This is a genomic window from Burkholderia pseudomultivorans (assembly GCF_001718415.1).
GTDB classification, from domain to species: Bacteria; Pseudomonadota; Gammaproteobacteria; order Burkholderiales; family Burkholderiaceae; genus Burkholderia; species Burkholderia pseudomultivorans_A.
Window position 1 is genome coordinate 2,219,551 of record NZ_CP013377.1, and the last position, 22,250, is coordinate 2,241,800.

The 22,250-nt window shown below is 66.3% G+C and carries 18 protein-coding genes and 1 tRNA gene; 6 read left to right on the forward strand and 13 right to left on the reverse strand.

What is annotated here, in order from left to right:
- Positions 1-22 precede the first annotated feature (22 nt).
- The 6 genes from WS57_RS09485 to WS57_RS09515 form a co-directional block, all read right to left on the reverse strand.
- Positions 23-98 (reverse strand) — tRNA-Ile (locus WS57_RS09485).
- A gap of 128 nt (positions 99-226) precedes the next feature.
- A complete protein-coding gene (gene rpoD, locus WS57_RS09490) occupies positions 227-2,641 on the reverse strand; it encodes an RNA polymerase sigma factor RpoD (RefSeq protein WP_080293055.1) in 2,415 nt (804 codons plus the stop codon).
- 88 nt (positions 2,642-2,729) lie between these two features.
- Complete coding sequence (gene dnaG, locus WS57_RS09500; RefSeq protein ID WP_059518974.1) at positions 2,730-4,607, reverse strand: DNA primase; 1,878 nt, start codon at positions 4,605-4,607, stop codon at positions 2,730-2,732.
- A 72-nt stretch (positions 4,608-4,679) separates the two neighbouring features.
- On the reverse strand, positions 4,680-5,126 hold the full coding sequence (locus tag WS57_RS09505; protein WP_009695715.1) for a GatB/YqeY domain-containing protein: 447 nt from the start codon (positions 5,124-5,126) through the stop codon (positions 4,680-4,682).
- 171 nt (positions 5,127-5,297) lie between these two features.
- Positions 5,298-5,510 carry a 30S ribosomal protein S21 gene (gene rpsU / locus WS57_RS09510; RefSeq protein WP_004190342.1) on the reverse strand — a complete coding sequence of 71 codons (213 nt, stop codon included), beginning with the start codon at positions 5,508-5,510 and terminating at the stop codon, positions 5,298-5,300.
- Positions 5,511-5,585: 75 nt separating this feature from the next.
- On the reverse strand, positions 5,586-6,806 hold the full coding sequence (locus WS57_RS09515; protein WP_069244113.1) for an NAD(P)/FAD-dependent oxidoreductase: 1,221 nt from the start codon (positions 6,804-6,806) through the stop codon (positions 5,586-5,588).
- 130 nt (positions 6,807-6,936) lie between these two features.
- Between WS57_RS09515 and tsaD the strand changes: the two genes are divergently transcribed.
- Entirely contained in the window at positions 6,937-7,977 is a 1,041-nt protein-coding gene (tsaD, locus tag WS57_RS09520; RefSeq protein ID WP_009695713.1) for a tRNA (adenosine(37)-N6)-threonylcarbamoyltransferase complex transferase subunit TsaD, read from the forward strand.
- A 107-nt stretch (positions 7,978-8,084) separates the two neighbouring features.
- Here the strand turns inward: tsaD and folE2 are convergent, their stop codons facing one another.
- The 4 genes from folE2 to WS57_RS09540 form a co-directional block, all read right to left on the reverse strand.
- A complete protein-coding gene (gene folE2 / locus WS57_RS09525; protein ID WP_009695712.1) occupies positions 8,085-8,897 on the reverse strand; it encodes a GTP cyclohydrolase FolE2 in 813 nt (270 codons plus the stop codon).
- Positions 8,898-9,058: 161 nt separating this feature from the next.
- Entirely contained in the window at positions 9,059-10,963 is a 1,905-nt protein-coding gene (gene dxs, locus WS57_RS09530) for a 1-deoxy-D-xylulose-5-phosphate synthase (RefSeq protein ID WP_009695711.1), read from the reverse strand.
- A gap of 81 nt (positions 10,964-11,044) precedes the next feature.
- Positions 11,045-11,929, reverse strand: coding sequence for a polyprenyl synthetase family protein (locus WS57_RS09535; protein WP_069244114.1), 885 nt, complete (start codon positions 11,927-11,929; stop codon positions 11,045-11,047).
- Positions 11,926-12,207 carry an exodeoxyribonuclease VII small subunit gene (locus tag WS57_RS09540; protein ID WP_009695709.1) on the reverse strand — a complete coding sequence of 94 codons (282 nt, stop codon included), beginning with the start codon at positions 12,205-12,207 and terminating at the stop codon, positions 11,926-11,928. The genes WS57_RS09535 and WS57_RS09540 overlap by 4 nt, the downstream gene beginning before the upstream one ends.
- 270 nt (positions 12,208-12,477) lie before the next feature.
- Here WS57_RS09540 and WS57_RS09545 point away from each other — a divergent pair, with 270 nt between their 5' ends.
- A complete protein-coding gene (locus WS57_RS09545; protein ID WP_009695708.1) occupies positions 12,478-13,584 on the forward strand; it encodes an aromatic ring-hydroxylating oxygenase subunit alpha in 1,107 nt (368 codons plus the stop codon).
- A gap of 106 nt (positions 13,585-13,690) precedes the next feature.
- Positions 13,691-14,560 (forward strand): sulfurtransferase, encoded by an 870-nt coding sequence (locus WS57_RS09550; protein ID WP_059518975.1) that lies wholly within the window; start codon positions 13,691-13,693, stop codon positions 14,558-14,560.
- Between the two features lie 52 nt (positions 14,561-14,612).
- Here the strand turns inward: WS57_RS09550 and WS57_RS09555 are convergent, their stop codons facing one another.
- The 3 genes from WS57_RS09555 to polA all read right to left on the reverse strand — a co-directional run bounded on the left by WS57_RS09555 (position 14,613) and on the right by polA (position 20,067).
- On the reverse strand, positions 14,613-15,488 hold the full coding sequence (locus tag WS57_RS09555; RefSeq protein ID WP_009693213.1) for a dienelactone hydrolase family protein: 876 nt from the start codon (positions 15,486-15,488) through the stop codon (positions 14,613-14,615).
- 206 nt (positions 15,489-15,694) lie between these two features.
- The gene (locus WS57_RS09560; RefSeq protein ID WP_059480630.1) at positions 15,695-17,029 is read right to left on the reverse strand and encodes an NAD(P)/FAD-dependent oxidoreductase; all 1,335 of its coding nucleotides are present in this window, start codon (positions 17,027-17,029) and stop codon (positions 15,695-15,697) included.
- Between the two features lie 284 nt (positions 17,030-17,313).
- The gene (gene polA / locus WS57_RS09565; protein WP_069244115.1) at positions 17,314-20,067 is read right to left on the reverse strand and encodes a DNA polymerase I; all 2,754 of its coding nucleotides are present in this window, start codon (positions 20,065-20,067) and stop codon (positions 17,314-17,316) included.
- A gap of 1 nt (position 20,068) precedes the next feature.
- Between polA and WS57_RS09570 the strand changes: the two genes are divergently transcribed.
- The 3 genes from WS57_RS09570 (at position 20,069) to WS57_RS09580 (ending at position 22,195) form a co-directional block, all read left to right on the forward strand.
- The gene (locus WS57_RS09570; RefSeq protein WP_009693209.1) at positions 20,069-20,827 is read left to right on the forward strand and encodes a TIGR00730 family Rossman fold protein; all 759 of its coding nucleotides are present in this window, start codon (positions 20,069-20,071) and stop codon (positions 20,825-20,827) included.
- A gap of 368 nt (positions 20,828-21,195) precedes the next feature.
- Positions 21,196-21,480, forward strand: coding sequence for a hypothetical protein (locus WS57_RS09575; protein WP_069244363.1), 285 nt, complete (start codon positions 21,196-21,198; stop codon positions 21,478-21,480).
- 223 nt (positions 21,481-21,703) lie between these two features.
- On the forward strand, positions 21,704-22,195 hold the full coding sequence (locus tag WS57_RS09580) for a DUF523 domain-containing protein (protein ID WP_009693206.1): 492 nt from the start codon (positions 21,704-21,706) through the stop codon (positions 22,193-22,195).
- The last annotated feature ends 55 nt before the right edge of the window (positions 22,196-22,250 follow it).

The following is a 22,250-nucleotide window of genomic DNA, read 5'->3' on the forward strand; positions in this document are numbered from 1 at the left end:
ATTGACTGCAAAGGAAAAATGCTGGTGGGCCCGGCGGGGTTCGAACCCGCGACCAATCGATTATGAGTCGACTGCTCTAACCGCTGAGCTACAGGCCCTGATGAGTAGTGATGCGCACGACACGCGCGTCCGACAAAGACGCCGGGCCGGCATTGTAACAACAAAGGAGACAAACGCCACCGGCATCCTGCAAATACCGGTGGCGTTCGGGAGGGAAAGCCGGAGATCAGTTCCCTTCGAGGAACGACTTCAGCTTGTCGGAACGGCTCGGGTGACGCAGCTTGCGCAGCGCCTTGGCTTCGATCTGGCGGATCCGCTCACGCGTGACGTCGAACTGCTTGCCGACTTCCTCGAGCGTGTGATCGGTGCTCATCTCGATACCGAAACGCATCCGCAGCACCTTCGCCTCGCGCGGCGTCAGCGAATCGAGCACGTCCTTCACGACGTCGCGCATGCTGGCATGCAGCGCGGCGTCCGCCGGCGCGACCGTGTTGTTGTCCTCGATGAAGTCGCCGAGATGGGAATCGTCGTCGTCGCCGATCGGCGTTTCCATCGAGATCGGCTCCTTCGCGATCTTCATGATCTTGCGGATCTTGTCTTCCGGCATCTCCATCTTCTCGGCCAGCGTCGCCGGATCCGGCTCGAGACCGGTCTCCTGCAGAATCTGCCGCGAGATGCGGTTCATCTTGTTGATCGTTTCGATCATGTGAACCGGAATACGGATCGTGCGCGCCTGGTCCGCGATCGAGCGCGTGATGGCCTGACGGATCCACCACGTCGCATACGTCGAGAACTTGTAGCCGCGACGGTATTCGAACTTGTCCACCGCCTTCATCAGGCCGATGTTGCCTTCCTGGATCAGGTCGAGGAACTGCAGGCCGCGGTTCGTGTACTTCTTCGCGATCGAGATCACGAGACGCAGGTTCGCCTCGGTCATCTCGCGCTTCGCCTGGCGCGCCTTCAGTTCGCCGGCCGCCATCTGGCGGTTGGTTTCCTTCAGGTCCTTCAGCGGCAGCACGACGCGCGCCTGCAGGTCGAGCAGGCGCTGCTGCTGTTCGCGGATCGCCGGGATGTTGCGCGACAGCACCGCGCTGTACGAGTGGCCTTCGGCCGCGATCTTCTCCGCCCAGTCGAGATCGGTCTCGCTGCCCGGGAAGCGCGCGATGAATTCCGAACGCGGCATCCCGCACTTGTCGACGACGATGTGCAGGATCTGGCGCTCGACCTGACGCACTTCGTCCACCTGCGCACGCAGCGTGTCGCACAGACGCTCGACGGTACGCGCGGTGAAGCGGATCGTCATCAGTTCGGACTGGATCGTTTCCTGCGCCTTCAGGTAGGACTTCGACTTGTAGCCTTCCTTCTCGAACGCGCGACGCATCTTGTCGAACCACTCGCTGATCTGCGCGAATTTCTCGAGCGACGCGCGCTTGAGGGCTTCGAGCTGGGCGGCGTTGGCGGTCGCCTGCGCGGCGCCGTCATCGTCCTCCTCTTCCTCTTCTTCCTCTTCCTCTTCGGCGTCCTCGTCCTCGTTCTCGATTTCTTCCGCTTCCTTCGCGGAGAAACCGTCCGTGTCGGTGTCCGAAGCGTTCGGATCGAGCAGGCCGTCGACGAGTTCGTCGACGCGGATCTCCTCGTTCGCGACGCGCTCGGCCATCGCGAGGATGTCGGCGATCGTCGTCGGGCACGCGGAAATCGCCATCACCATGTGGCGCAGGCCGTCCTCGATCCGCTTCGCGATCTCGATTTCGCCTTCGCGCGTGAGCAGCTCGACCGTGCCCATTTCGCGCATGTACATCCGGACCGGATCGGTCGTGCGACCGAATTCGGAATCGACGGTGGACAGCGCAACTTCCGCTTCCTCTTCGACCTCGTCGTCCGACGACGCGGCCGGCGCGTTGTCGTTCAGGAGCAGCGTTTCCGCGTCCGGCGCCTGCTCGTAAACCGCCACGCCCATATCGTTGAACGTGCCGATGATGCCTTCGAGGGCCTCGGTCTCGGTGAAGTTGTCCGGCAGGTGGTCGTTGATTTCGGCGTACGTGAGGAAGCCGCGCTCCTTGCCGAGCTTGATCAGCGCGCGCAGTTTCACGCGGCGCTCTTCGAGCTCCTCGGCCGTGCCGGGCGTGCTCGTCGCGAACGCTTCCTTCAGCAGCGCCTTTTCCTTGGCGCGACGATCGCGCACCTTGGATTTGCCCGGTGCAGCCGCGGCTGCGGGCTGCTCGTCGCTCTGATTTGCGTCGTCATCGACGGATACTTCGTTCAGCTTTTTCGTCATGGAGTTCGCCGTACCGGCTATATCGACTCGCGGCTGCTGGACGACAGCCGGTTGAACCGTGGGTGCATGAGTAGTACGTACTGCCGTTTCGTCCGCCGCGGCAGTCGTGTCCCTTGCGCTTTTCGCACTTGCCCGCTTCGCCGCCGGCTTGGCCGGCCCGGAGTCGGGTCTGGCGGCAGCCCGTGTTCTGGCTGCCGGCGCCGGCGCAGCCTGAGCAGTGCCGGCCGCGGTTTTCTTTCTTGCAGTGGTTGATGTGGCTGAAGACGTTGTCCTGGAGGAAGAAGCAGACTTGGCCGCTGTGACCTTCTTGGTCGGCTCCGTCGAGCCCTTGCCTGTTGCTTTCTTTCCGCCTGTCGTCTTTGCCATCGCGAATCTCGCCTCTGCTTAGAAAACAAACCGCTGGAAACCTTATATTATAGCACGCTGGGGAGCCCTCTCCTGGCGCCCCGGCCGCCTACAGCCCAAGCCGACGTTTCATGTCGGTTCGCTGCTCATTCAAGTGCTTCAATTCGGCCAATTCCTCGGGCGTGAACGCGGATTGCCGCGCCAGCCGATCGAGCCGGTCGCAGCACGCGTCGTAGCGCACCTTGAGCACCGCCGCCTGCAGTTCCTCCCCCGCGATCCGTTCCTGTTCACGCTGCCGCTCGGACACCGTCTCGTCTTCCGGATTCTGTAACAGCAAATCGCGGACGTTTTCATCATAGTCCAGAATTTCGCGGAAGATTTCCTCGTAAGTCGCGCTGTTCGAGGAGGTCCGCAGGACGTCGGACAGCAGCCGGAACTCCGCGCCTTCGCCGAGCGCGCGCGCGTGCTCGACGACTTCGGCGAACAGCTCGCCGATGCGCGGCAGTGCGCGCAGGGTCGCAATCTGCTCGTCATCGAGCTGCGACGCGAGCCGCGGATGCATCACCAGCGTGCGCAGCGCGCGCTTCTCGCTGTCCGTCACGCGGCGCCGGTCGCTGCGCGCAGGCGCCTGGCGCGGCGCCGCCGCGATCCGCGCATCGACGTCGGACAGCCCCGCCACTTCCTCGAACGGGATATCGAGGCGATCCGCGAACATGTGCATGATCTGCGCGCGCAACGCGTTCGCAGGCAGCGCCTGCAGCAGCGGCTTTGCATCGAACAGCGCCTTGGCCCGGCCTTCCGGCTGGTCGAGCGCCTTGCCGGCAATTGCTTCGTTCAACAGAAATTGCGACAGCGGCATCGCGCGCTCCACCTGCTCGGAGAACGCCTCCGCGCCGAACTCGCGGACATAGCTGTCCGGATCGTGCTCGGGCGGCAAAAATAGGAACCGGATCGTGCGGTTGTCCGCCGCATGCGGCAGGCACGCTTCGAGCGCGCGCCGCGCGGCGCGCCGGCCGGCCGAGTCGCCGTCGAAGCTGAAGATGACGGTGTCGGTCTGTCGCAGCAGCTTCTGCACGTGGATCGGCGTGCAGGCCGTGCCGAGCGTCGCGACCGCGTTCGGGAAGCCGAGCTGCGCGAGCGCGACGACGTCCATGTAGCCTTCGACGACCAGCGCATACTTGCGCTCGCGGATCGCGAGCCGCGCCTCGAACAGGCCGTAGAGCTCGCTGCCCTTGTTGAACAGCGGCGTTTCGGGCGAATTCAGGTACTTCGGCTCGCCGGCGCCCAGCACGCGGCCGCCGAAGCCGATCACCTGCCCCTTCACGTTGCGGATCGGGAACATGATCCGCTCGCGGAACCGGTCGTAGCGCCGCGCGACGCCCTGCGCATCGGTCTTCTCGCTGACGATCACCAGCCCCGCCTCGACGAGCGCGTCGTCCCGATAGTCGGGAAATGCCGTTTCGAGGTTCTGCCAGCCGTCCGGCGCATAGCCGAGCCCGAAACGCGCGGCGATCTCGCCGGTCAGGCCCCGGTTTTTCAGATACTGGATCGCGGCCGTCGCGCCGCGCAACTGCTTGCGATAGTAGTCGCAGGCCGTGGACATCACGTCGGACAGCGCGGTCGCGACCGATTTCGACACGGGCGCCGGATAATCGCCGCCACCGCCGCCACCGCCGCCGCCGCCGCGCATCGACGGCTCGTGCGGCACGGTCAGCCCGACCGACTGCGCGAGCTCCTGCACGGCCTCGGGGAACGTCAGCCCCGCATGCTCCATCAGGAAGCCGATCGCCGTGCCGTGCGCGCCGCAGCCGAAGCAGTGATAGAACTGCTTGGTCGGGCTGACGGTAAACGACGGGCTCTTCTCGTTGTGAAACGGGCACAGCCCCATGAAGTTCGCGCCGCCCTTCTTGAGCTGCACGTACCGGCCCACCACGTCGACGATATCGACGCGGTTCAGCAAATCCTGCAGGAACGAATGCGGAATCACCGTGGGATCGAGCGAAAAGAGGTCATGCGACGCCCCGGCGCACGCACCGAAGGGTGCACCGGGGCAACGGGCTTACTTCGACAGCGCGGCCTTGACCAGCCCGGAAACGGCCGTCATGTCGGCGCGGCCGGCGAGCTTGCCCTTCAGCACGCCCATCACCTTGCCCATGTCCTGCGGGCCGGCGGCGCCCGTCTGCGCGACCGCAGCCTGCACTTCGGCGGCGACTTCGGCGTCCGACAGCTGCGCGGGCATGTAGCCGGCCAGCACGGTCAGCTCGGCCTGCTCCTTCGCGACGAGATCGTCGCGGCCCGCAGCCTGGAACTGGCTGATCGAGTCCTTGCGCTGCTTGATCATCTTGTCGATCACGGCCGTGACGGCCGCGTCGTCGAGCGTGACCTGCTCGTCGACCTCGCGCTGCTTGATCGCGGCCATCAGCAGGCGAATCGTCGCGAGACGCTCGCTTTCCTTCGCGCGCATCGCGGCCTTCATGTCATCGCTGATCTGCTCTTTCAAACTCATCTTTCACCCGGGGTGGAAACGTGAACGCGACGCCCGCAATGGACGTCAACACAAAAACCCGCTTGGACAATGTCTCAAGCGGGTTGCTCGAATCCGGCATCGGCGGCTCCCTGCCCGATCGCGTGGAGTTCGCCGGTGCGCCGCTCAGCGAACCGCGCGGCGCCCAATCGTTCAGTACAGCTTCTTCGGCAGCATCTGGCTGCGGATACGCTTGTAGTGACGCTTTACCGCCGCAGCCTTCTTGCGCTTGCGCTCCGCGGTCGGCTTCTCGTAAAACTCGCGCGCACGAAGCTCGGTCAGCAGACCGTTCTTCTCGATCGTGCGCTTGAAGCGACGCATGGCAACTTCGAACGGCTCGTTTTCTTTAACGCGAATGATCGTCATGATCCGACACGAATAAAGGTTTGCAGGGAAAGATTAACGAGTATAGCAGAGCCGTTGCACAAAGGCACTAGCGCGTCAAGCACCGCGCGCGAACTCGGCCGCGGCCTGCCCGGCGGCGGTGCCGGACGCCCACGCCCACTGGAAATTGTAGCCGCCGAGCCAGCCCGTCACGTCGACCGCCTCGCCGACGAAGAACAGCCCCGGCACCCGCGCGCTCATCATCGTCGCCGACGACAGCTCGCGCGTGTCGACCCCGCCCTTCGTCACCTCGGCCTTCTTGTAGCCCTCGGTGCCGTTCGGCGTCAGCGTCCAGCCGGTCAGCGCGTCGCCGATCTGGCGCAGCGTCTTGTCGGGCAGGTCCGCGAGCCGCGCGTCGGCCGCGACGCGGTGCGTGTCGAGCCACACGTGCGCGAGGCGCGACGGCACCCAGTCTGCGAGCAGCGAGCCGATCTGCCGCTTCGACGTGCGCTTCGCCTCGAGCAGGTCGGCCATCGCGTCGCGCTGCGGCAGCAGGTCGATGCGGATCGGCTCGCCCGGCTGCCAGTAGCTCGAGATCTGCAGGATGCCGGGCCCCGACAGCCCGCGATGCGTCAGCAGCAGATCCTCGACGAATTCGCCGCCGCGCTTCCTGTCGCCGGTCGACACGCGCACTTCCAGCGACACGCCCGACAACGCCGCGAACGGCGCCCAGTCCTGCTGCGCGAACGTCAGCGGCACGAGCGCGGGCCGCGTATCGACGAGCTTGTGTCCGAACTGCTTCGCGAGCCGGTAGCCGAAATCGGTCGCGCCGATCTTCGGAATCGACAGGCCGCCGGTCGCGACGACCAGGGCGCGCGCACGGATCGGCCCGGCCTGCTGCGTATCGAGCGTGAAGCCGTCGGCCGGCGCATGACGCACCGCGTCGACGACGACCGGGCGGCGCCACGCGACGCCGCCCGCATCGCACTCGTGCTTCAGCATGTCGATGACCGCGTCGCTGCCGTGATCGCAGAACAGCTGGCCCTTGTGTTTTTCGTGCCAGGTCACGCGATGCCGCTTGAGCAGCCCGAGGAAGTCGCGCGGCGTATAGCGCGCCAGCGCCGAGCGCGCGAAATGCGGATTGGCCGACAGATAGTTGTCGGGCCCGGCGTACAGGTTCGTGAAGTTGCAGCGGCCGCCGCCCGAGATGCGGATTTTCTCGGCGAGCCGCGGCGCGTGGTCGATCAGCACCACGCGGCGGCCGAGTTGCCCGGCGACCGCGGCGCTCATCATGCCGGCGGCGCCCGCGCCGATCACGGCGATATCGTAAGTTTCCATGGCGCGGATTGTACCCGCCCGGCACCGCGCCCGGGCCCCCGCCAGCGGCGGCCGGCACTCGCCTGCTATACTTTCCGGTTACGTTGACATATCGGCGGCGCACTCGACGCAGCGCGCCCCGCCCGCACCCATGCTCGTTCTCGGCATCGAAAGCTCCTGCGACGAAACCGGCCTCGCGCTCTACGACACGCAGCGCGGCCTGCTCGCGCACGCGCTCCACTCGCAGATCGCGATGCACCGCGACTACGGCGGCGTCGTGCCCGAACTCGCGTCGCGCGACCACATCCGTCGCGCGCTGCCGCTGCTCGAGGAAGTCATGCAGAAAAGCGGCACGCGCCGCGACGACATCGACGCGATCGCATTCACGCAAGGCCCCGGCCTCGCCGGCGCGCTGCTGGTCGGCGCGAGCATCGCGAACGCGCTCGCGCTCGCGTGGAACAAGCCGACCGTCGGCATCCATCATCTCGAAGGCCATTTGCTGTCGCCGCTGCTCGTCGATCAGCCGCCGCCGTTTCCGTTCGTCGCGCTGCTCGTGTCGGGCGGCCATACGCAGCTGATGCGCGTGACCGACGTCGGCGTGTACGAAACGCTCGGCGAAACGCTCGACGACGCGGCCGGCGAAGCATTCGACAAGACCGCGAAGCTGATCGGCCTCGGCTATCCGGGCGGCCCGGAGGTGTCGAAGCTGGCGGAAACGGGCACGCCGGGCGCCGTCGTGCTGCCGCGCCCGATGCTGCATTCGGGCGATCTCGACTTCAGCTTCAGCGGGCTGAAAACGGCCGTGCTCACGCAGATGAAGAAGTTCGAGGCGGCGAAGCTGACCGGCGAAGCGCTCGAGCGCGCGAAGGCCGACCTCGCGCGCGGCTTCGTCGATGCGGCCGTCGACGTGCTCGTCGCGAAGTCGCTCGCCGCGCTGAAAAAGACCAAGCTCAAGCGTCTCGTGGTCGCAGGCGGCGTCGGTGCGAACCGCCAGCTGCGCGCAACGCTGTCGGCCACCGCGGCGAAGCGCGGCTTCGACGTGCACTACCCGGACCTCGCGCTGTGCACCGACAACGGCGCGATGATCGCGCTTGCCGGCGCACTGCGGCTCGCGCGCTGGCCCGAGCAGGCGAACGCCGACTATGCGTTCACGGTGAAGCCGCGCTGGGATCTCGCCTCGCTCGCACGCTGAACCTCACGCACAGGCGCCAGCGCCTCGCGCAGCGCACGAATGCAAAAAAGCCGCTCGTCCGAGCGGCTTTTTGTTCGGCGCGAGGCGCGCCGCAGGCGAAGCGTACGTTACGCCGCCTGCCGCTTGTCGCGCTCGATCAGCGCATACGCGCTGTGGTTGTGGATCGATTCGAAGTTCTCGGCTTCGAGCACGTACGCGACGATGCGCTCGTCCGCATCGAGACGCGTCGCGACGTCACGCACGAGATCCTCGACGAACTTCGGGTTCTCGTACGCGCGCTCGGTGACGAACTTCTCGTCCGGACGCTTCAGCAGGCCCCACAGCTCGCACGACGCCTCTTCCTCCGCGATGCGGATCAGCGCCTCGACCGGCAGGTCGGCCGCCAGCTCGGCGTCGATCGTCACGTGCGAGCGCTGGTTGTGCGCACCGTACTGCGAGATCTTCTTCGAACACGGGCACAGGCTCGTCACCGGCACGAGCACCTTCAGGAACAGGCGCGTATCGCCGTTGCGGCGCTCGCCCGCGAGCGTCACTTCGTAGTCGAGCAGACTCTGCACGCCCGACACGGGCGCGGTCTTGTTCACGAAGTACGGGAACGTGACCTCGATGCGGCCCGCGTCGGCTTCGAGCTTCTCGAGCATCGACGCGAGCATCGCGCGGAAGCGCTCGACCGTCAGCGGCGCCGCCCGATGTTCCTCGAGCAGCGCGACGAAGCGCGACATGTGCGTGCCCTTCTGGTCGGCCGGCAAGCGAACGTCGAGATTCCAGAGGCCGACCGTCGGCTGCACGTCGCCGCTTTCGGTATGCACCGTCAACGGATGTCGGACCGCCTTCACGCCCACGCGCTGAATCGTGATCTGACGGGTATCCACCGTGCTCTGCACGTCGGGCATCACGAAGGCGGGATTCATCTGGTTCATCTGGTTCAATCCTTCTTTCTTATTAGCCGCGCGTTCGTCGACGCGCACGCAGCGTCATGCGGCAGCCGAAAAAGCAACATGGGCCCGCAGGCCCATGTTTTCCGCATCAATGTAGACCGGTTGCGCCAGTCGCACCGACGCCGCCCGCGGGCGGCGTCAGCTTACGCGACGCGCTTGGCCTGATCGGCGACGGCAGCCGCCGGATTCAGGAAGCGTTCGCGGATCGATTTCGCGATGCCCGCGCCGTCGAGGCCGCATTGCGACAGCAGCTTCGCGGGATCGCCATGATCGATGAACTGGTCAGGGAGGCCCAATTGTAGTACGGGTCGGATAACCCCACTCTCCATCAGGGCTTCCACGCATGCCGAACCCGCGCCGCCCATCACGCAGCCTTCTTCGGCGGTGACGAGGTAATCGTGCGTCTCGGCGAGCTCGCGCACGAGCGCCGCGTCGACCGGCTTCACGAAACGCATGTTCGCCACGGTCGCGTCGAGTTCCTCGGCAGCGGCCAGCGACGGCGCGACCATCGTGCCGAACGCGAGGATCGCGATGCGCTTGCCCTCCGGCTGCGACGTGCGACGACGCACCTCGCCCTTGCCGATCGGCAGCTCGGTGAATTCCTTCACCGTCGCGACGCCGGTGCCCGCGCCGCGCGGATAGCGCACCGCGGTCGGGTTCGGCTGCTGCAGCGCGGTGTGCAGCATCTGGCGGCATTCGTTCTCGTCGGACGCGGCCATGATCGTCATGTTCGGGATGCAGCGCATGAACGCGAGATCGTATGCGCCCGCATGCGTCGCGCCGTCCGCGCCGACGAGGCCCGCGCGGTCGATCGCGAACACGACCGGCAGGTTCTGCAGCGCGACGTCGTGGATCAGCTGGTCGTACGCGCGCTGCAGGAACGTCGAGTAGATCGCGACGACGGGCTTCAGGCCTTCGGTCGCGAGGCCGCCCGCGAACGTCACCGCGTGCTGCTCGGCGATGCCGACGTCGTAGTAGCGATCCTTGAAGCGCTTCTCGAACTCGACCATGCCCGAGCCTTCGCGCATCGCGGGCGTGATACCGACGACGCGCGTATCGCGCTCGGCTTCGTCGCACAGCCATTCGCCGAACACCTGCGTATAGGTCTTCTTCGCAGGCGTGGCCGACGGCTTGATGCCTTCGGCCGGATTGAACTTGCCGGGGCCGTGGTAGAGCACGGGATCGGCTTCGGCCAGCTTGTAGCCCTGGCCTTTCTTCGTCACCACGTGCAGGAACTGCGGGCCGCGCAGTTCGCGGATGTTCTGCAGCGTCGGGATCAGCGAATCGAGATCGTGACCGTCGATCGGGCCGATGTAGTTGAAGCCGAATTCCTCGAACAGCGTAGCCGGCACGACCATGCCCTTCGCATGCTCCTCGAGCTTGCGCGCGAGTTCGAGCACCGGCGGCGCGACGCTCAGCACGCGCTCGACGCCCGCACGTGCGGCCGCGTAGAAGCGGCCCGACATCAGGCGTGCAAGATGGCGATTCAGCGCGCCGACCGGCGGCGAGATCGACATGTCGTTGTCGTTCAGGATCACGAGCAGCTTCGCGTCCTCGGACACGCCCGCATTGTTCATCGCCTCGAACGCCATGCCGGCCGTCATCGCGCCGTCGCCGATCACCGCGATCGAGAAGCGGTCGTCGCCGTTCAGCTGGCTGCCGATCGCCATGCCGAGCGCGGCCGAGATCGACGTGCTCGAATGCGCGGTGCCGAACGTGTCGTATTCGGATTCGGAGCGGCGCGGGAAGCCCGAGATGCCGCCGAGCTGGCGCAGCGTCGGCATTTCGTCGCGACGGCCGGTCAGGATCTTGTGCGGGTAGGTCTGGTGCCCCACGTCCCAGACGATGCGATCGTTCGGCGTGTTGAACACGTAGTGCAGCGCGATCGTCAGCTCGACCGTCCCGAGGTTGGACGACAAATGGCCGCCCGTCTTCGACACGCTGTCGAGCACGAACGCACGCAGTTCATCCGCGAGCGGTTGCAGTTGGCGACGATCGAGGCGGCGCAGGTCCGCCGGGTCGTCGATGGTTTTCAGCAAGTCGTACATCGTCGTTCCATTGTAGGAAATCAAACGCGCCCGCATTCTGTTGCACGCACCGTAGCGTGTGCGCGGCGGCGGGCTTTCGCGTCAGCTGACCCGGTTCACTACCAGGTCGGCAAGTTCGGCGAGACGCTGCGCGCGTGCGCCGAACGGTTTCAGCGCATCATGCGCTTCGGTGCGCAGTTGCGCAGCGAGTTCGCGCGACGCATCGAGGCCGAGGATCGATACGTAGGTCGGCTTGTCGTTCGCCGCGTCCTTGCCGGCCGTCTTGCCGAGCGTCGCCGAATCGGTCGTCACGTCGAGAATGTCGTCGACGACCTGGAAGGCCAGGCCCACGCCCCCCGCATAGACGTCGAGCGCAGCCATCGCGTCGGCCGACGGCGTGTCGCCGGCCAGCGCACCCATCCGCACGGCCGCGCGCAGTAGCGCGCCGGTCTTCATGCGGTGCATCGTTTCGAGCTGCTCGCGCGTCAGCTTCAGGCCGACGCTCGCCAGGTCGATCGCCTGCCCGCCGGCCATGCCGATCGAGCCGCTCGCGAGCGCCAGCTCGCGCACGAGCGCCGCCTGCTGCACCGGCGACAGCGCAGCCGCGTCGGTCAGCGCGACGAACGCCTGCGACTGCAACGCGTCGCCGACCAGCAGCGCGGTCGGCTCGTCGTACTGCACGTGCACGGTCGGCTTGCCGCGCCGCAGCGCGTCGTCGTCCATGCACGGCATGTCGTCGTGCACGAGCGAGTAGACGTGGATCATCTCCAGCGCCGCCGCCGCCGCGTTGCGCGCCGCTTCCGTCGCGCCGGTCAGCTCGCCCGCTGCATGGCACAGCAGCGGGCGAACGCGCTTGCCGCCGCCGAGGACCGCATAGCGCATCGCTTCGTGGAGTTGCGTGGGCACCACGTTTTCAGCCGGCAAATAGTGGCCGAGTGCGTCCTCGACGCGGTCCAGCACGGACCGCATCCATTGTTCGAATGTCATAGATCGTCGTCTTCGCCGTCCGTGGCGGCCGCGGGTTTCAGCGTCGCGCCGTCGAGCACGCGAACCTGCTGCTCCACCTTTTCGAGCTGCTGTTGGCAAAACGCAACAAGGGCCGCGCCGCGGCGATACGCTGCCAGCGAATCCTCGAGGCTCAGCGCGCCGCCTTCCATCCGGGCAACCAGCGTCTCGAGCTCCGCAAGCGCCGCTTCGTAATTGTCCGGCAACGGTTCGGCGTCGGTGCCGGGCAGTGTCGCGCCTGGGGATGCGGTTTTCGCCATGGACGAGGTGTCAAATTTCAAAACAAGTCGGACATTCTACGGCAAAAGAGAATTTTCCGACCTGCCGACTTGGTCACCCGGGCGCGTACTCCGGCCCCATCTCCAGCGCACATTGTGCGCCTCCCGATTGTCGCCCGACAAAAAATTGACACAAATCAGGCACTTAATCCTAGCCTTGCTGGGCGAACCGGGTATAATTCTCCGTTTCCCTAAATCGATTTTTCGATGGTTGGGTTGTTCACTGCTTTCACGCTATCACCGGGAGTGGGAATGTCCAATCTGAGCGATGCGCTTCAGTTGAAGTCGGCTCACAGCCAGCTTCCAGTCACTGCATACTTCGATGAGGCGCTGCTTGAGCGCGAGATCGAAACCCTCTTCAAGAAAGGACCTCGTTACGTCGGGCACGAGTTGATGGTGCCCGAGGCGGGGGATTATTTTGCGCTGCCGTCCGAACAGGAAGGCCGCGTGCTGGTCCGCAACCCGGCGAACCAGGTCGAACTGCTGTCGAACGTCTGCCGTCACCGGCAGGCGATCATGCTGAACGGGCGCGGCCATACGCAGAACATCGTGTGCCCGCTGCACCGCTGGACGTACGATCTGGAAGGCCAGCTGCTCGGGGCGCCGCACTTCCCCGACAAGCCCTGCCTGAACCTCGGCAAGAGCCCGCTGCAGAACTGGCAGGGGCTGCTGTTCGAGGCCGAAGGCCGCAACGTCGCGCGCGACCTCGCGAACCTCGGCACGAAGCATCATTTCGACTTCTCGGAGTACCTGTTCGATCACGTCGAAGTGCACGAGTGCGACTACAACTGGAAGACGTTCATCGAGGTCTACCTCGAGGATTACCACGTCGTCCCGTTCCACCCGGGCCTCGGCAACTTCGTGTCGTGCGACGATCTCAAGTGGGAGTTCGGCGACTGGTACAGCGTGCAGACGGTGGGCGTGCACAACGCGCTCGCGAAGCCGGGCAGCACGACCTACCAGAAATGGCACGAGCAGGTGCTGAAGTTCCGCAACGGCGTGCCGCCGGAGTTCGGCGCGATCTGGATGGTCTACTACCCGGGCCTGATGATCGAGTGGTATCCGCACGTGCTCGTCGTGTCGTGGCTGATCCCGCGCGGCCCGCAGAAGACGACCAACATCGTCGAGTTCTATTACCCCGAGGAAATCGCGTTGTTCGAACGCGAATTCGTCGAGGCCGAACGCGCCGCCTATATGGAAACGGCCGTCGAGGACGACGAGATCGCAATGCGGATGGACGCCGGCCGGCGCGCGCTGATGGCGCGCGGCGAGTCGCAGGTCGGCCCGTACCAGAGCCCGATGGAAGACGGCATGCAGCACTTCCACGAGTTCCTGCGCCGCCAGCTCGGCGATCTCTGACAGCCGCGCGGCGCGCACGCATGCGGTATGACGAAAAGACGGGCTTCGGCCCGTCTTTTTTGTTTAGACTGGGAATATCGGGCCGTTCGCACTCCAGGGAGCTGTCATGCCACACACCCACTACACCACGCTTATCTCCGCGACCAATCTTGCCGAGCGGCTTGCCGCCGCGCCCGCCAGCGTCGCGCTGTTCGACTGCCGCTTCGATCTCGTCGACCCGGGCGCGGGCGAAGCCGCCTATGCCGCCGGCCATCTTCCCGGCGCGCAATACCTTCACCTCGACCGCGACCTGTCCGGCCGCAAGACGGGCACCAACGGCCGCCATCCGCTGCCGAGCCGCGACGCGCTCGCGCTGCTGCTCGCGAACCACGGCCTGAAGCAGGGCCAGCAGGTCGTCGCGTACGACGCGCAAGGCGGCGCCTATGCGGCGCGGCTGTGGTGGCTGCTGCGCTGGCTCGGGCACGATTCGGTCGCGGTGCTCGACGGCGGCCTGCAGGCCTGGGAAGCGGCCGGCCAGCCACTGACGACCGACGTGCCGCAGCCGGCCGCGGGCGACTTCCGCGCCGCGGCGCCGCTCGAATCGACGGTCGATGCGGCGACCGTGCTCGCGAACCTCGGCGCGCCGACCCGCGTCGTGATCGACGCGCGTGCGCCCGACCGCTATCGCGGCGAAAACGAAACGATCGATCGTGTCGGCGGCCACATTCCCGGCGCGCGCAACCGGTTCTTCAAGGACAACCTCGCGGCCGACGGCCGCTTCAAGACCGGCCACGAACTGCGCGAGACGTTCACCGCGCTGCTGGCCGGCACCGAGCCGAATCGCGTGATCCTGCAATGCGGCTCCGGTGTGACCGCCTGCCACAACGCACTCGCGATGGAAGTGGCCGGGCTGCACGGCGCATCGCTGTATCCGGGCTCGTGGAGCGAATGGAGCGCCGATCCGTCGCGGCCGATCGCGACCGGCCCGACGCCGTAACGCGCGGGCGCGGCGCCATCACGAAGCGGCGGCCCGGGCCGCCGCTTGTCGTTTACATCACGCCGTACTTGTGGAACCACGCGATCGCGCGCTTCCAGCCGTCCTCGGCATCGCCCTTCACATAGCTCGGCCGGTAGTCCGCGAAGAACGCGTGGCCGGCATCCGGGTAGACGACGATTTCCGATTCGCGTGCGCGCTTCGAATCGCTCGTCTGGATCGCCTTGCGCATGTCCGCGAGCGACGCCTGCGTGATGTTGGTGTCTTTCTCGCCGTAAAGGCCGAGCACCGGCACCTTCAGCGACGAGGCGTGATCGACCGGGTTGAACGGCGTCATCTCGTCGGTCTTGCCTTCGACGAAGCCGTACCACGCGACCGCTGCGCGCACGTGCGGATTGTGCTCCGCATACAACCATGCCTGACGGCCGCCCCAGCAGAACCCTGTCACGCCGAGGCGCGACAGGTCGCCGCCATTCTTGCCGGCCCACGCGACCGTCGCGTCGAGATCTTCGGTGACCTGCCGGTCCGGCACCTTGCTGATGATGTTCTCGTAGAGATCCTTGATGGTCGGATACTTCGACGCATTGCCCTGCCGCGCGAACAGATCGGGCGCGATCGCGAGATAGCCGAGCTTCGCGAAGCGTCGGCAGACGTCGGCGATGTGCGCGTGCACGCCGAAGATCTCGTGGATCACGATCACGACCGGCAGGTTCGTCTTGTCCTTCGGCTGCGCGCGATACGCGGGCACGCTCGCGTCGCCCGAGCGGATCTCGACGGTGTCGACGTCCAGCCCTTCGCTGTCGGTCGTGATCGTCTGCGCCGACACGGGCAGCACGGCCGCCGCGAAGGTGCCGCCCAGCGCGGCCTGCATGAACTTGCGGCGCGAGAACGGAACGTGGGGGACCAGGCTGTCGACTTCGGGTTTCAACATGAATGCACTCCTCGATTGAGCGCCGCCGTCGCGACCCGGAATCCGACGCGACGCGGCATCGCACCGGCGTACGGTGCGGAGGTTGCGGCGGTTGGCACCCCGCCGCAAACGGACACCCGGACAAGATGCCCAATAATCCGTTGTTGCGTCAACTGTCAGATATGTAAGACTCGATTACGACGCGTCGAGCGGCCCCCGCATACGGGTCAGTGCAGCTTCACCCGCGGCAGCGTCGTGCGCCGCAGCCAGTGCGCGACGGTATCGAGCATCATCCGCGGATAACCGTGCAGCGCCGCGATATGCAGCCGGTACAGCGACATGTACATGAAGCGCGCGAACAGCCCCTCGATCAGCATGTTGCCGCCGATCAAGCCGCCCATCAGGTTGCCGACCGCGCTGAAATGGCCGAGCGACACCAGCGAGCCGAAATCGCGATAGGTGAACTCGGGCAGCGGACGGCCGTCGAGGCGGCAACCGATCGCCTTCAGCAGGAAGCTCGCCTGCTGGTGCGCGGCCTGCGCGCGCGGCGGCACGTTGCGCTCGTTGCCCGGCCATACGCACGCCGCGCAATCGCCGAGCGCGAAGATGTTGTCGTCGGCGAAGGTCTGCAGCGTGCGGCGCACGTCGAGCTGGCCGAGCTTGTTGACCTGCAGGCCGTCGAGATGCGCGAGCACCGCCGGCGCCTTGATGCCGGCCGCCCACACCGTGAGGTCCGCACGCACCGCCTTGCCGCTCGCCGTATGCACGAACCCCGGCGCGACCTCGGTCACGCGCTCGCCGAGCATCAGCCGCACGCCGAGCTTTTCGAGCAGTTCGGCCGTCGCCGACGACACGCGCTCCTGCAGCGCCGGAAGAATGCGCGGCCCCGATTCGATCAGCACGATGCCGACGTCGTGCCGCGGATCGAGCTTGTGCAGCCCGTATACGGACAGCACCTGCGCCGTATTGCGCAACTCCGCGGACAGCTCGACACCCGTCGCGCCGCCGCCGACGATCACGACCTGGATGCGCGGCTCGGCCGCCTCGCCGGGCGCGGCCGGCGGCGGGCTCTGGTGCTCGGCGCGCATGCACGCGGCGATCAGCCGCTTGCGGAAGCGCTCGGCCTCGCCAACCGTATCGAGCGCGATCGCGTTTTCCGATGCGCCCTGCACGCCGAAGAAGTGAGTGGTGCTGCCGATCGCGATCACGAGCGTGTCGTATTCCAGCTCGCGCGCCGGCAGCAGTTCTTCGCCGTCGCTGTCGTTGACGGGCGCGAGCGTGACACGCTTCGCCGCGCGGTCGAGCCCGGTAAGCTCGCCCTGCTGGAACTCGAAGCCGTGCCAGCGCGCCTGCGCCGCATATTCGAGCTCCTGCGTGAACGGGTCCATGCTGCCTGCCGCCACCTCGTGCAGCAGCGGCTTCCAGATGTGCGTCGGATTGCGGTCGACGAGTGTGACGAGTGCGCGCGCGGGACGATTGCCGCGCGCGCCGTAACGGTCGCCGAGCCGCGTCGCCAGTTCCAGGCCGCCCGCGCCTCCGCCTACGATGATGATCCGATGCATCCCGATTCCCCCTTTGCGATTCGAAACTGCTGCCGCCGGACGATCTGAACGCGATGCGCTCATGTCGCCTCATGGATTAACCGGTTCGGACATCATCGATGTGCAGTTCGAAACACCTCGATGGGTCCGCTCCCGGCACGCGGGGCGCGCGGCCCCGCGTCAATGGCATGACTGACATGCATTGTCCGGGAGCTTGCGCGTTGACCACAAGCAAACCAGCTCGATATTCGACATCCCTGCAACAATATGCCGCAGACGGCACGAACCGTGTACAGGGGGAACGATCAGTGCGCTTCCTCCCAGTTCGCGCCGGCGCCGACTTCCGCCACCAGCGGCACCTTCAGCTTCGCGACGCCGCACATCATTTCGGGCAGCTTCTCGCGCACCAGCGACAACTCGTCGTCGGGCACCTCGAGCACCAGTTCGTCGTGCACCTGCATGATCATGCGCGACGCGAGCTTGTCGCGCGTGAGCCAGCCGTCCACCGCGATCATCGACAGCTTGATCAGGTCGGCCGCGGTGCCCTGCATCGGCGCGTTGATCGCCGCGCGCTCGGCCGCCTGGCGGCGCGGGCCGTTGCCGCCGTTGATTTCCGGCAGCCACAGGCGGCGGCCGAAAACGGTTTCGACGTAGCCCTTCTCCTTCGCAACCGTACGCGTGTCTTCCATGTACTGCGCAACGCCCGGGTAGCGTGCGAAATACCGGTCGATATAGAGCTTCGCCGCGTCCCGCGTGATGCCGAGATTCGATGCGAGCCCGAACGCGCTCATCCCGTAGATGAGCCCGAAGTTGATGACCTTCGCGATTCGGCGCTGGTCGGTATTGACCTCCAGCGGCGTCACGCCGAACACCTCGGCCGCGGTCGCACGGTGGATGTCCTCGCCCTGCGAGAACGCGCGCAGCAGCGACGCGTCGCCCGAGATGTGCGCCATGATCCGCAGTTCGATCTGCGAATAGTCGGCCGACACGATCCGGTGGCCCGGCGACGCGATGAACGCCTCGCGAATCCGTCGGCCTTCGGCCGTGCGGACCGGAATGTTCTGAAGATTCGGATCGTTCGACGCGAGGCGGCCGGTGACCGCGACCGCCTGCGCGTAATTCGTGTGCACGCGCCCCGTTGCCGGGTTCACCATGCGCGGCAGCTTGTCGGTATAGGTCGACTTCAGCTTCGACAGGCCGCGATGTTCGAGCAGCAGCTTCGGCAGCGGGTAATCCTCGGCCAGCTTCTGCAGCACTTCTTCATCCGTCGACGGCGCGCCGCTCGGCGTCTTCTTCACGACCGGCAACTGCAGCTTCTCGAAGAAGATCTGCCCGATCTGCTTCGGCGAGCCGAGGTTGAATTCGCCGCCCGCGAGTTCGTACGCCTGCCCTTCGAGCTCGATCAGCCGCGTCGCGATCTCGGTGCTTTGCGCCTGCAGGCGCGCATCGTCGATCAGCACGCCGGTGCGCTCCATCTTGCGCAGCACCAGCGACACCGGCATCTCGATCTCGCGATAGACGCGCTGGAGCCCCGGCTCGCGCGCGACCTGCGGATACAGTGCGTGATGGAGCTGCAGCGTGATGTCGGCGTCTTCGGCCGCATACTCGGCGGCCTGCGCGAGCGCGACTTCGTCGAAGCCGATCTGCTTTGCGCCCTTGCCCGCCACGTCTTCATACTTGATCGTCTTGACGCCCAGATGACGAAGCGCAAGGCTGTCCATGTCGTGCGTGCGGTGCGACTCGAGCACGTACGATTCGAGCAGCGTGTCGTGCTCGATGCCGTTCAGCTCGATCCCGTAGTTCGCGAGCACCTGCGCGTCGTACTTCAGGTGCTGTCCGACCTTCTTGCGTTCGGCCGATTCGAGCCACGGCTTCAGGCGCGCGAGCACGTCGTCGAGCGGCAGCTGCTCGGGCAGGTCGGGGCCGCGGTGCGCGACCGGCAGATAGGCGGCCTTGCCCGGCTCGGTCGAGAACGACAGGCCGACGAGCCGCGCGACCATCGGGTCGAGCGAGGTCGTCTCGGTATCGAAGGCGGTCAGCTCGGCCGCGTCGATCTTCGCGAGCCACGCGTCGAACTGCGCCCAGGTCTGGATCGTGTCGTATTCGCGCGCGACGTCCGCGCCGACCGTCACCGCCGGCTCGCCTTCCGGCGCATCGGCGCCGCCGCCTTCGGCGGGCGCGCTGTCGACTTCGCGCAGCCAGGTCTTGAAGCCGTAACGCGCGAAGATGTCGCGCAGCAGGTCGCGCGCTTCGCCGTCGGTCTTCAGCGACACATCGATCGATTCGAGATGCGGCGCGAGATCGCAGGCCGTCTCGACGGTCACGAGCTTGCGGCCGAGCGGCAGGAAGTCGAGCGCGCGGCGCAGGTTGTCGCCGACCACGCCCTTGATCTCGGCCGCATGCGCGATCACGCCGTCGAGGCTGTCGTACTGCGTCAGCCACTTCACGGCCGTCTTCGGCCCGCACTTCTCGACGCCCGGCACGTTGTCGACGGTATCGCCGATCAGTGCGAGGTAGTCGATGATCCGCTCGGGCGGCACGCCGAACTTCGCGATCACGCCGTCGCGATCGAGCGTTTCGTTGGTCATCGTGTTGACGAGCGTGACGCGATCGGTGACGAGCTGCGCGAGATCCTTGTCGCCGGTCGACACGATCACGTTCATCCCGCGCCGTTCGGCTTCGCGCGCGAGCGTGCCGATCACGTCGTCGGCCTCGACGCCTTCGACCATCAGCAGCGGCCAGCCGAGCGCGCGCACGGCGCCGTGAATCGGCTCGACCTGCAGCGCCAGATCGGGCGGCATCGACGGGCGGTTTGCCTTATAGTCGGCATAAAGGTCGTCGCGGAACGTCTTGCCCTTTGCATCGAACACGCAAGCGCTATACTCTGCACTGACTTCCTTGCGCATACGGCGCAGCATGTTGATGATTCCGTAGAGCGCTCCGGTCGGCTCCCCGCCAGGGCCACGCAAATCAGGCATCGCATGGTAAGCCCGATACAGATAGCTCGAACCGTCAACCAATAGCAGGGTCTTACCTTCCAGATTTCGTTCTTCAGGCATTATGAACAAGAGAAAAGTGATTCCGAGTCTGCGTTCGCTCGCAGATCAAGAGCGCGCGACGGCCAAGAAGGCGCGCGCATCGTGGCAGATGTTCACGATTATGGCAGAGTTTATCGAGGCGACCGAGTACCTGTCGGAGATCCGCCCGGCCGTCAGCATCTACGGCTCTGCCCGTCTGAAACCCGACACGCCCCACTACAAGCTTGCCGTGCAGATCGCGCGCAAGCTGTCCGACGCCGGCTTCGCGGTGATCTCCGGCGGCGGCCCCGGCATCATGGAAGCGGCGAACAAGGGCGCGCACGCCGGCAAGGCGCCGTCGGTCGGCCTGAACATCGAGCTGCCGCACGAGCAGGCCGGCAACCACTACCAGGACATCTCGCTGCGCTTCCGCCACTTCTTCACGCGCAAGGTCACGTTCGTGAAGAACTCGGATGCGGTGATCGTGATGCCGGGCGGCTTCGGCACGCTCGACGAACTGTCGGAAGTGCTCACGCTGATCCAGACGAAGAAGTCGCGCCTCGTGCCGATCATTCTCGTCGGCAGCGACTTCTGGAAGGGGCTGCTGCAGTGGTTCCGCGATCAACTGATTCCGATGGGCCTGATCAATCCGGAAGACATGGACCTGATGCAGGTGATCGACGATCCCGACCAGGTGCTCGACGCGGTGCTCGCGTTCTACGAGGACAGCGGCGAGGAAGAAGGCGAAGGCTCGGACGAGCAGCCGCCGCGCCCGGAAGAAGACCGGATGTTCTATCTGTAAATGCGCGCGGCAGCGGGAGCCGGCCGCACGGCCGGCGCACCGCTTCGCGCGTTGCTTTGTAACCTTTCGTTAATCGTACGTCGCGGTCGCGTGACGTCGAATGTCAAATCCGCGCACCGCGCGCAGCGCGACACGGCGCGAACGTTCGGGCCCGTCGCCCGCCATTGTCAAATCGTGCCGCGCCGCACGCGCGTTCGCTGCTCGCGCGTCATCCAATCGCCGGTAATAAACGCCGCTCGCCTTTTCCGGCGCGTACCCGCACACTGCATTCCGTCGGCGTCGGCGATCCCCCCTTGGAGCGATTCGCGATGCGTCATCGATTCCACTGCGCCACGCCGACCTTTTACAACGACATCACGGAAAACAACATGCAACGCTCGCTGATCGCCCTCGCCCTCGCCTTCGCCGGCCTCGGCCTTTCGCTGTCCGGCCTCGCCCACGCCGTCAACGTCGACGTCAACATCGGCACGCCTGCGCCGGTCGTCGTCGCGCCAGCTCCCGTCGTCGTCGTCGGCTGGCACGGCGACCGCTACTGGGACGGCCACCGCTACTGGGAACGCCGCGAGTGGGAAGAGCATCAGCGCCATCATGGCCATGACGATCGCCGCGGCTATCACTGCCCACCGGGACACGCGAAAAAGGGCGAGTGCTGAACGACACGGCACGACCGCCTGTATCGGCAAGGCCGCCCGCGCGCTTCGGCGCCGGGCGGCCTTGTCGTTTGGCGACGCGTTCGGCAAGCGATCGTGGCGCCCGCTGCGTCGCGCGACGTTCGCGCTGGCCGACGGGGTCGCCGGCCCGGGGTCGACGCACTCGCTCGCGAAACGCGAGTGGTAGTATCGGCCGCGCATACGGCCACTCACCCCTCATCCACTCATGAACAGGATTCTCGTCAGCGCCTGCCTCGCAGGCCTGCCCGTGCGCTACGACGGTTCGGCGAAGACGGTCGCGGATGCGCTGCTGCAAACGTGGCGCGACGAGGGCCGCCTCGTCGTCGTATGCCCCGAGGTCGCCGCCGGCTTCGGCACGCCGCGCCGGCCGGCCGAGATCCGGCTGCATCGCAGCGGCGGCGACGTGCTGGCCGGCGCGGCGTCGATCTGCGACGACGCGGGCACGGACGTGACCGCGATGTTCATCGACGGCGCGCACCACGCGCTGCGGCAGGCCACCGCGCAGGGCTGCCGCTATGCGCTGCTCGCGGACGGCAGTCCGTCGTGCGGCAGCAGCTTCATCTATGACGGCACGTTCTCGGGAACCCGGCATGAAGGCGCCGGCGTCACTGCCGCGCTGCTCGAACAGCATGGCATTCAGGTGTTCGCGCCGTCGCGACTGGCGGAACTGGCGGCGTTGATCGAGCGCGACGGTTGAGGTCGAAGAGGCGCGCTGGCGGGCCCGAATCGAAGCATCACGCGCGCTGCCTGCC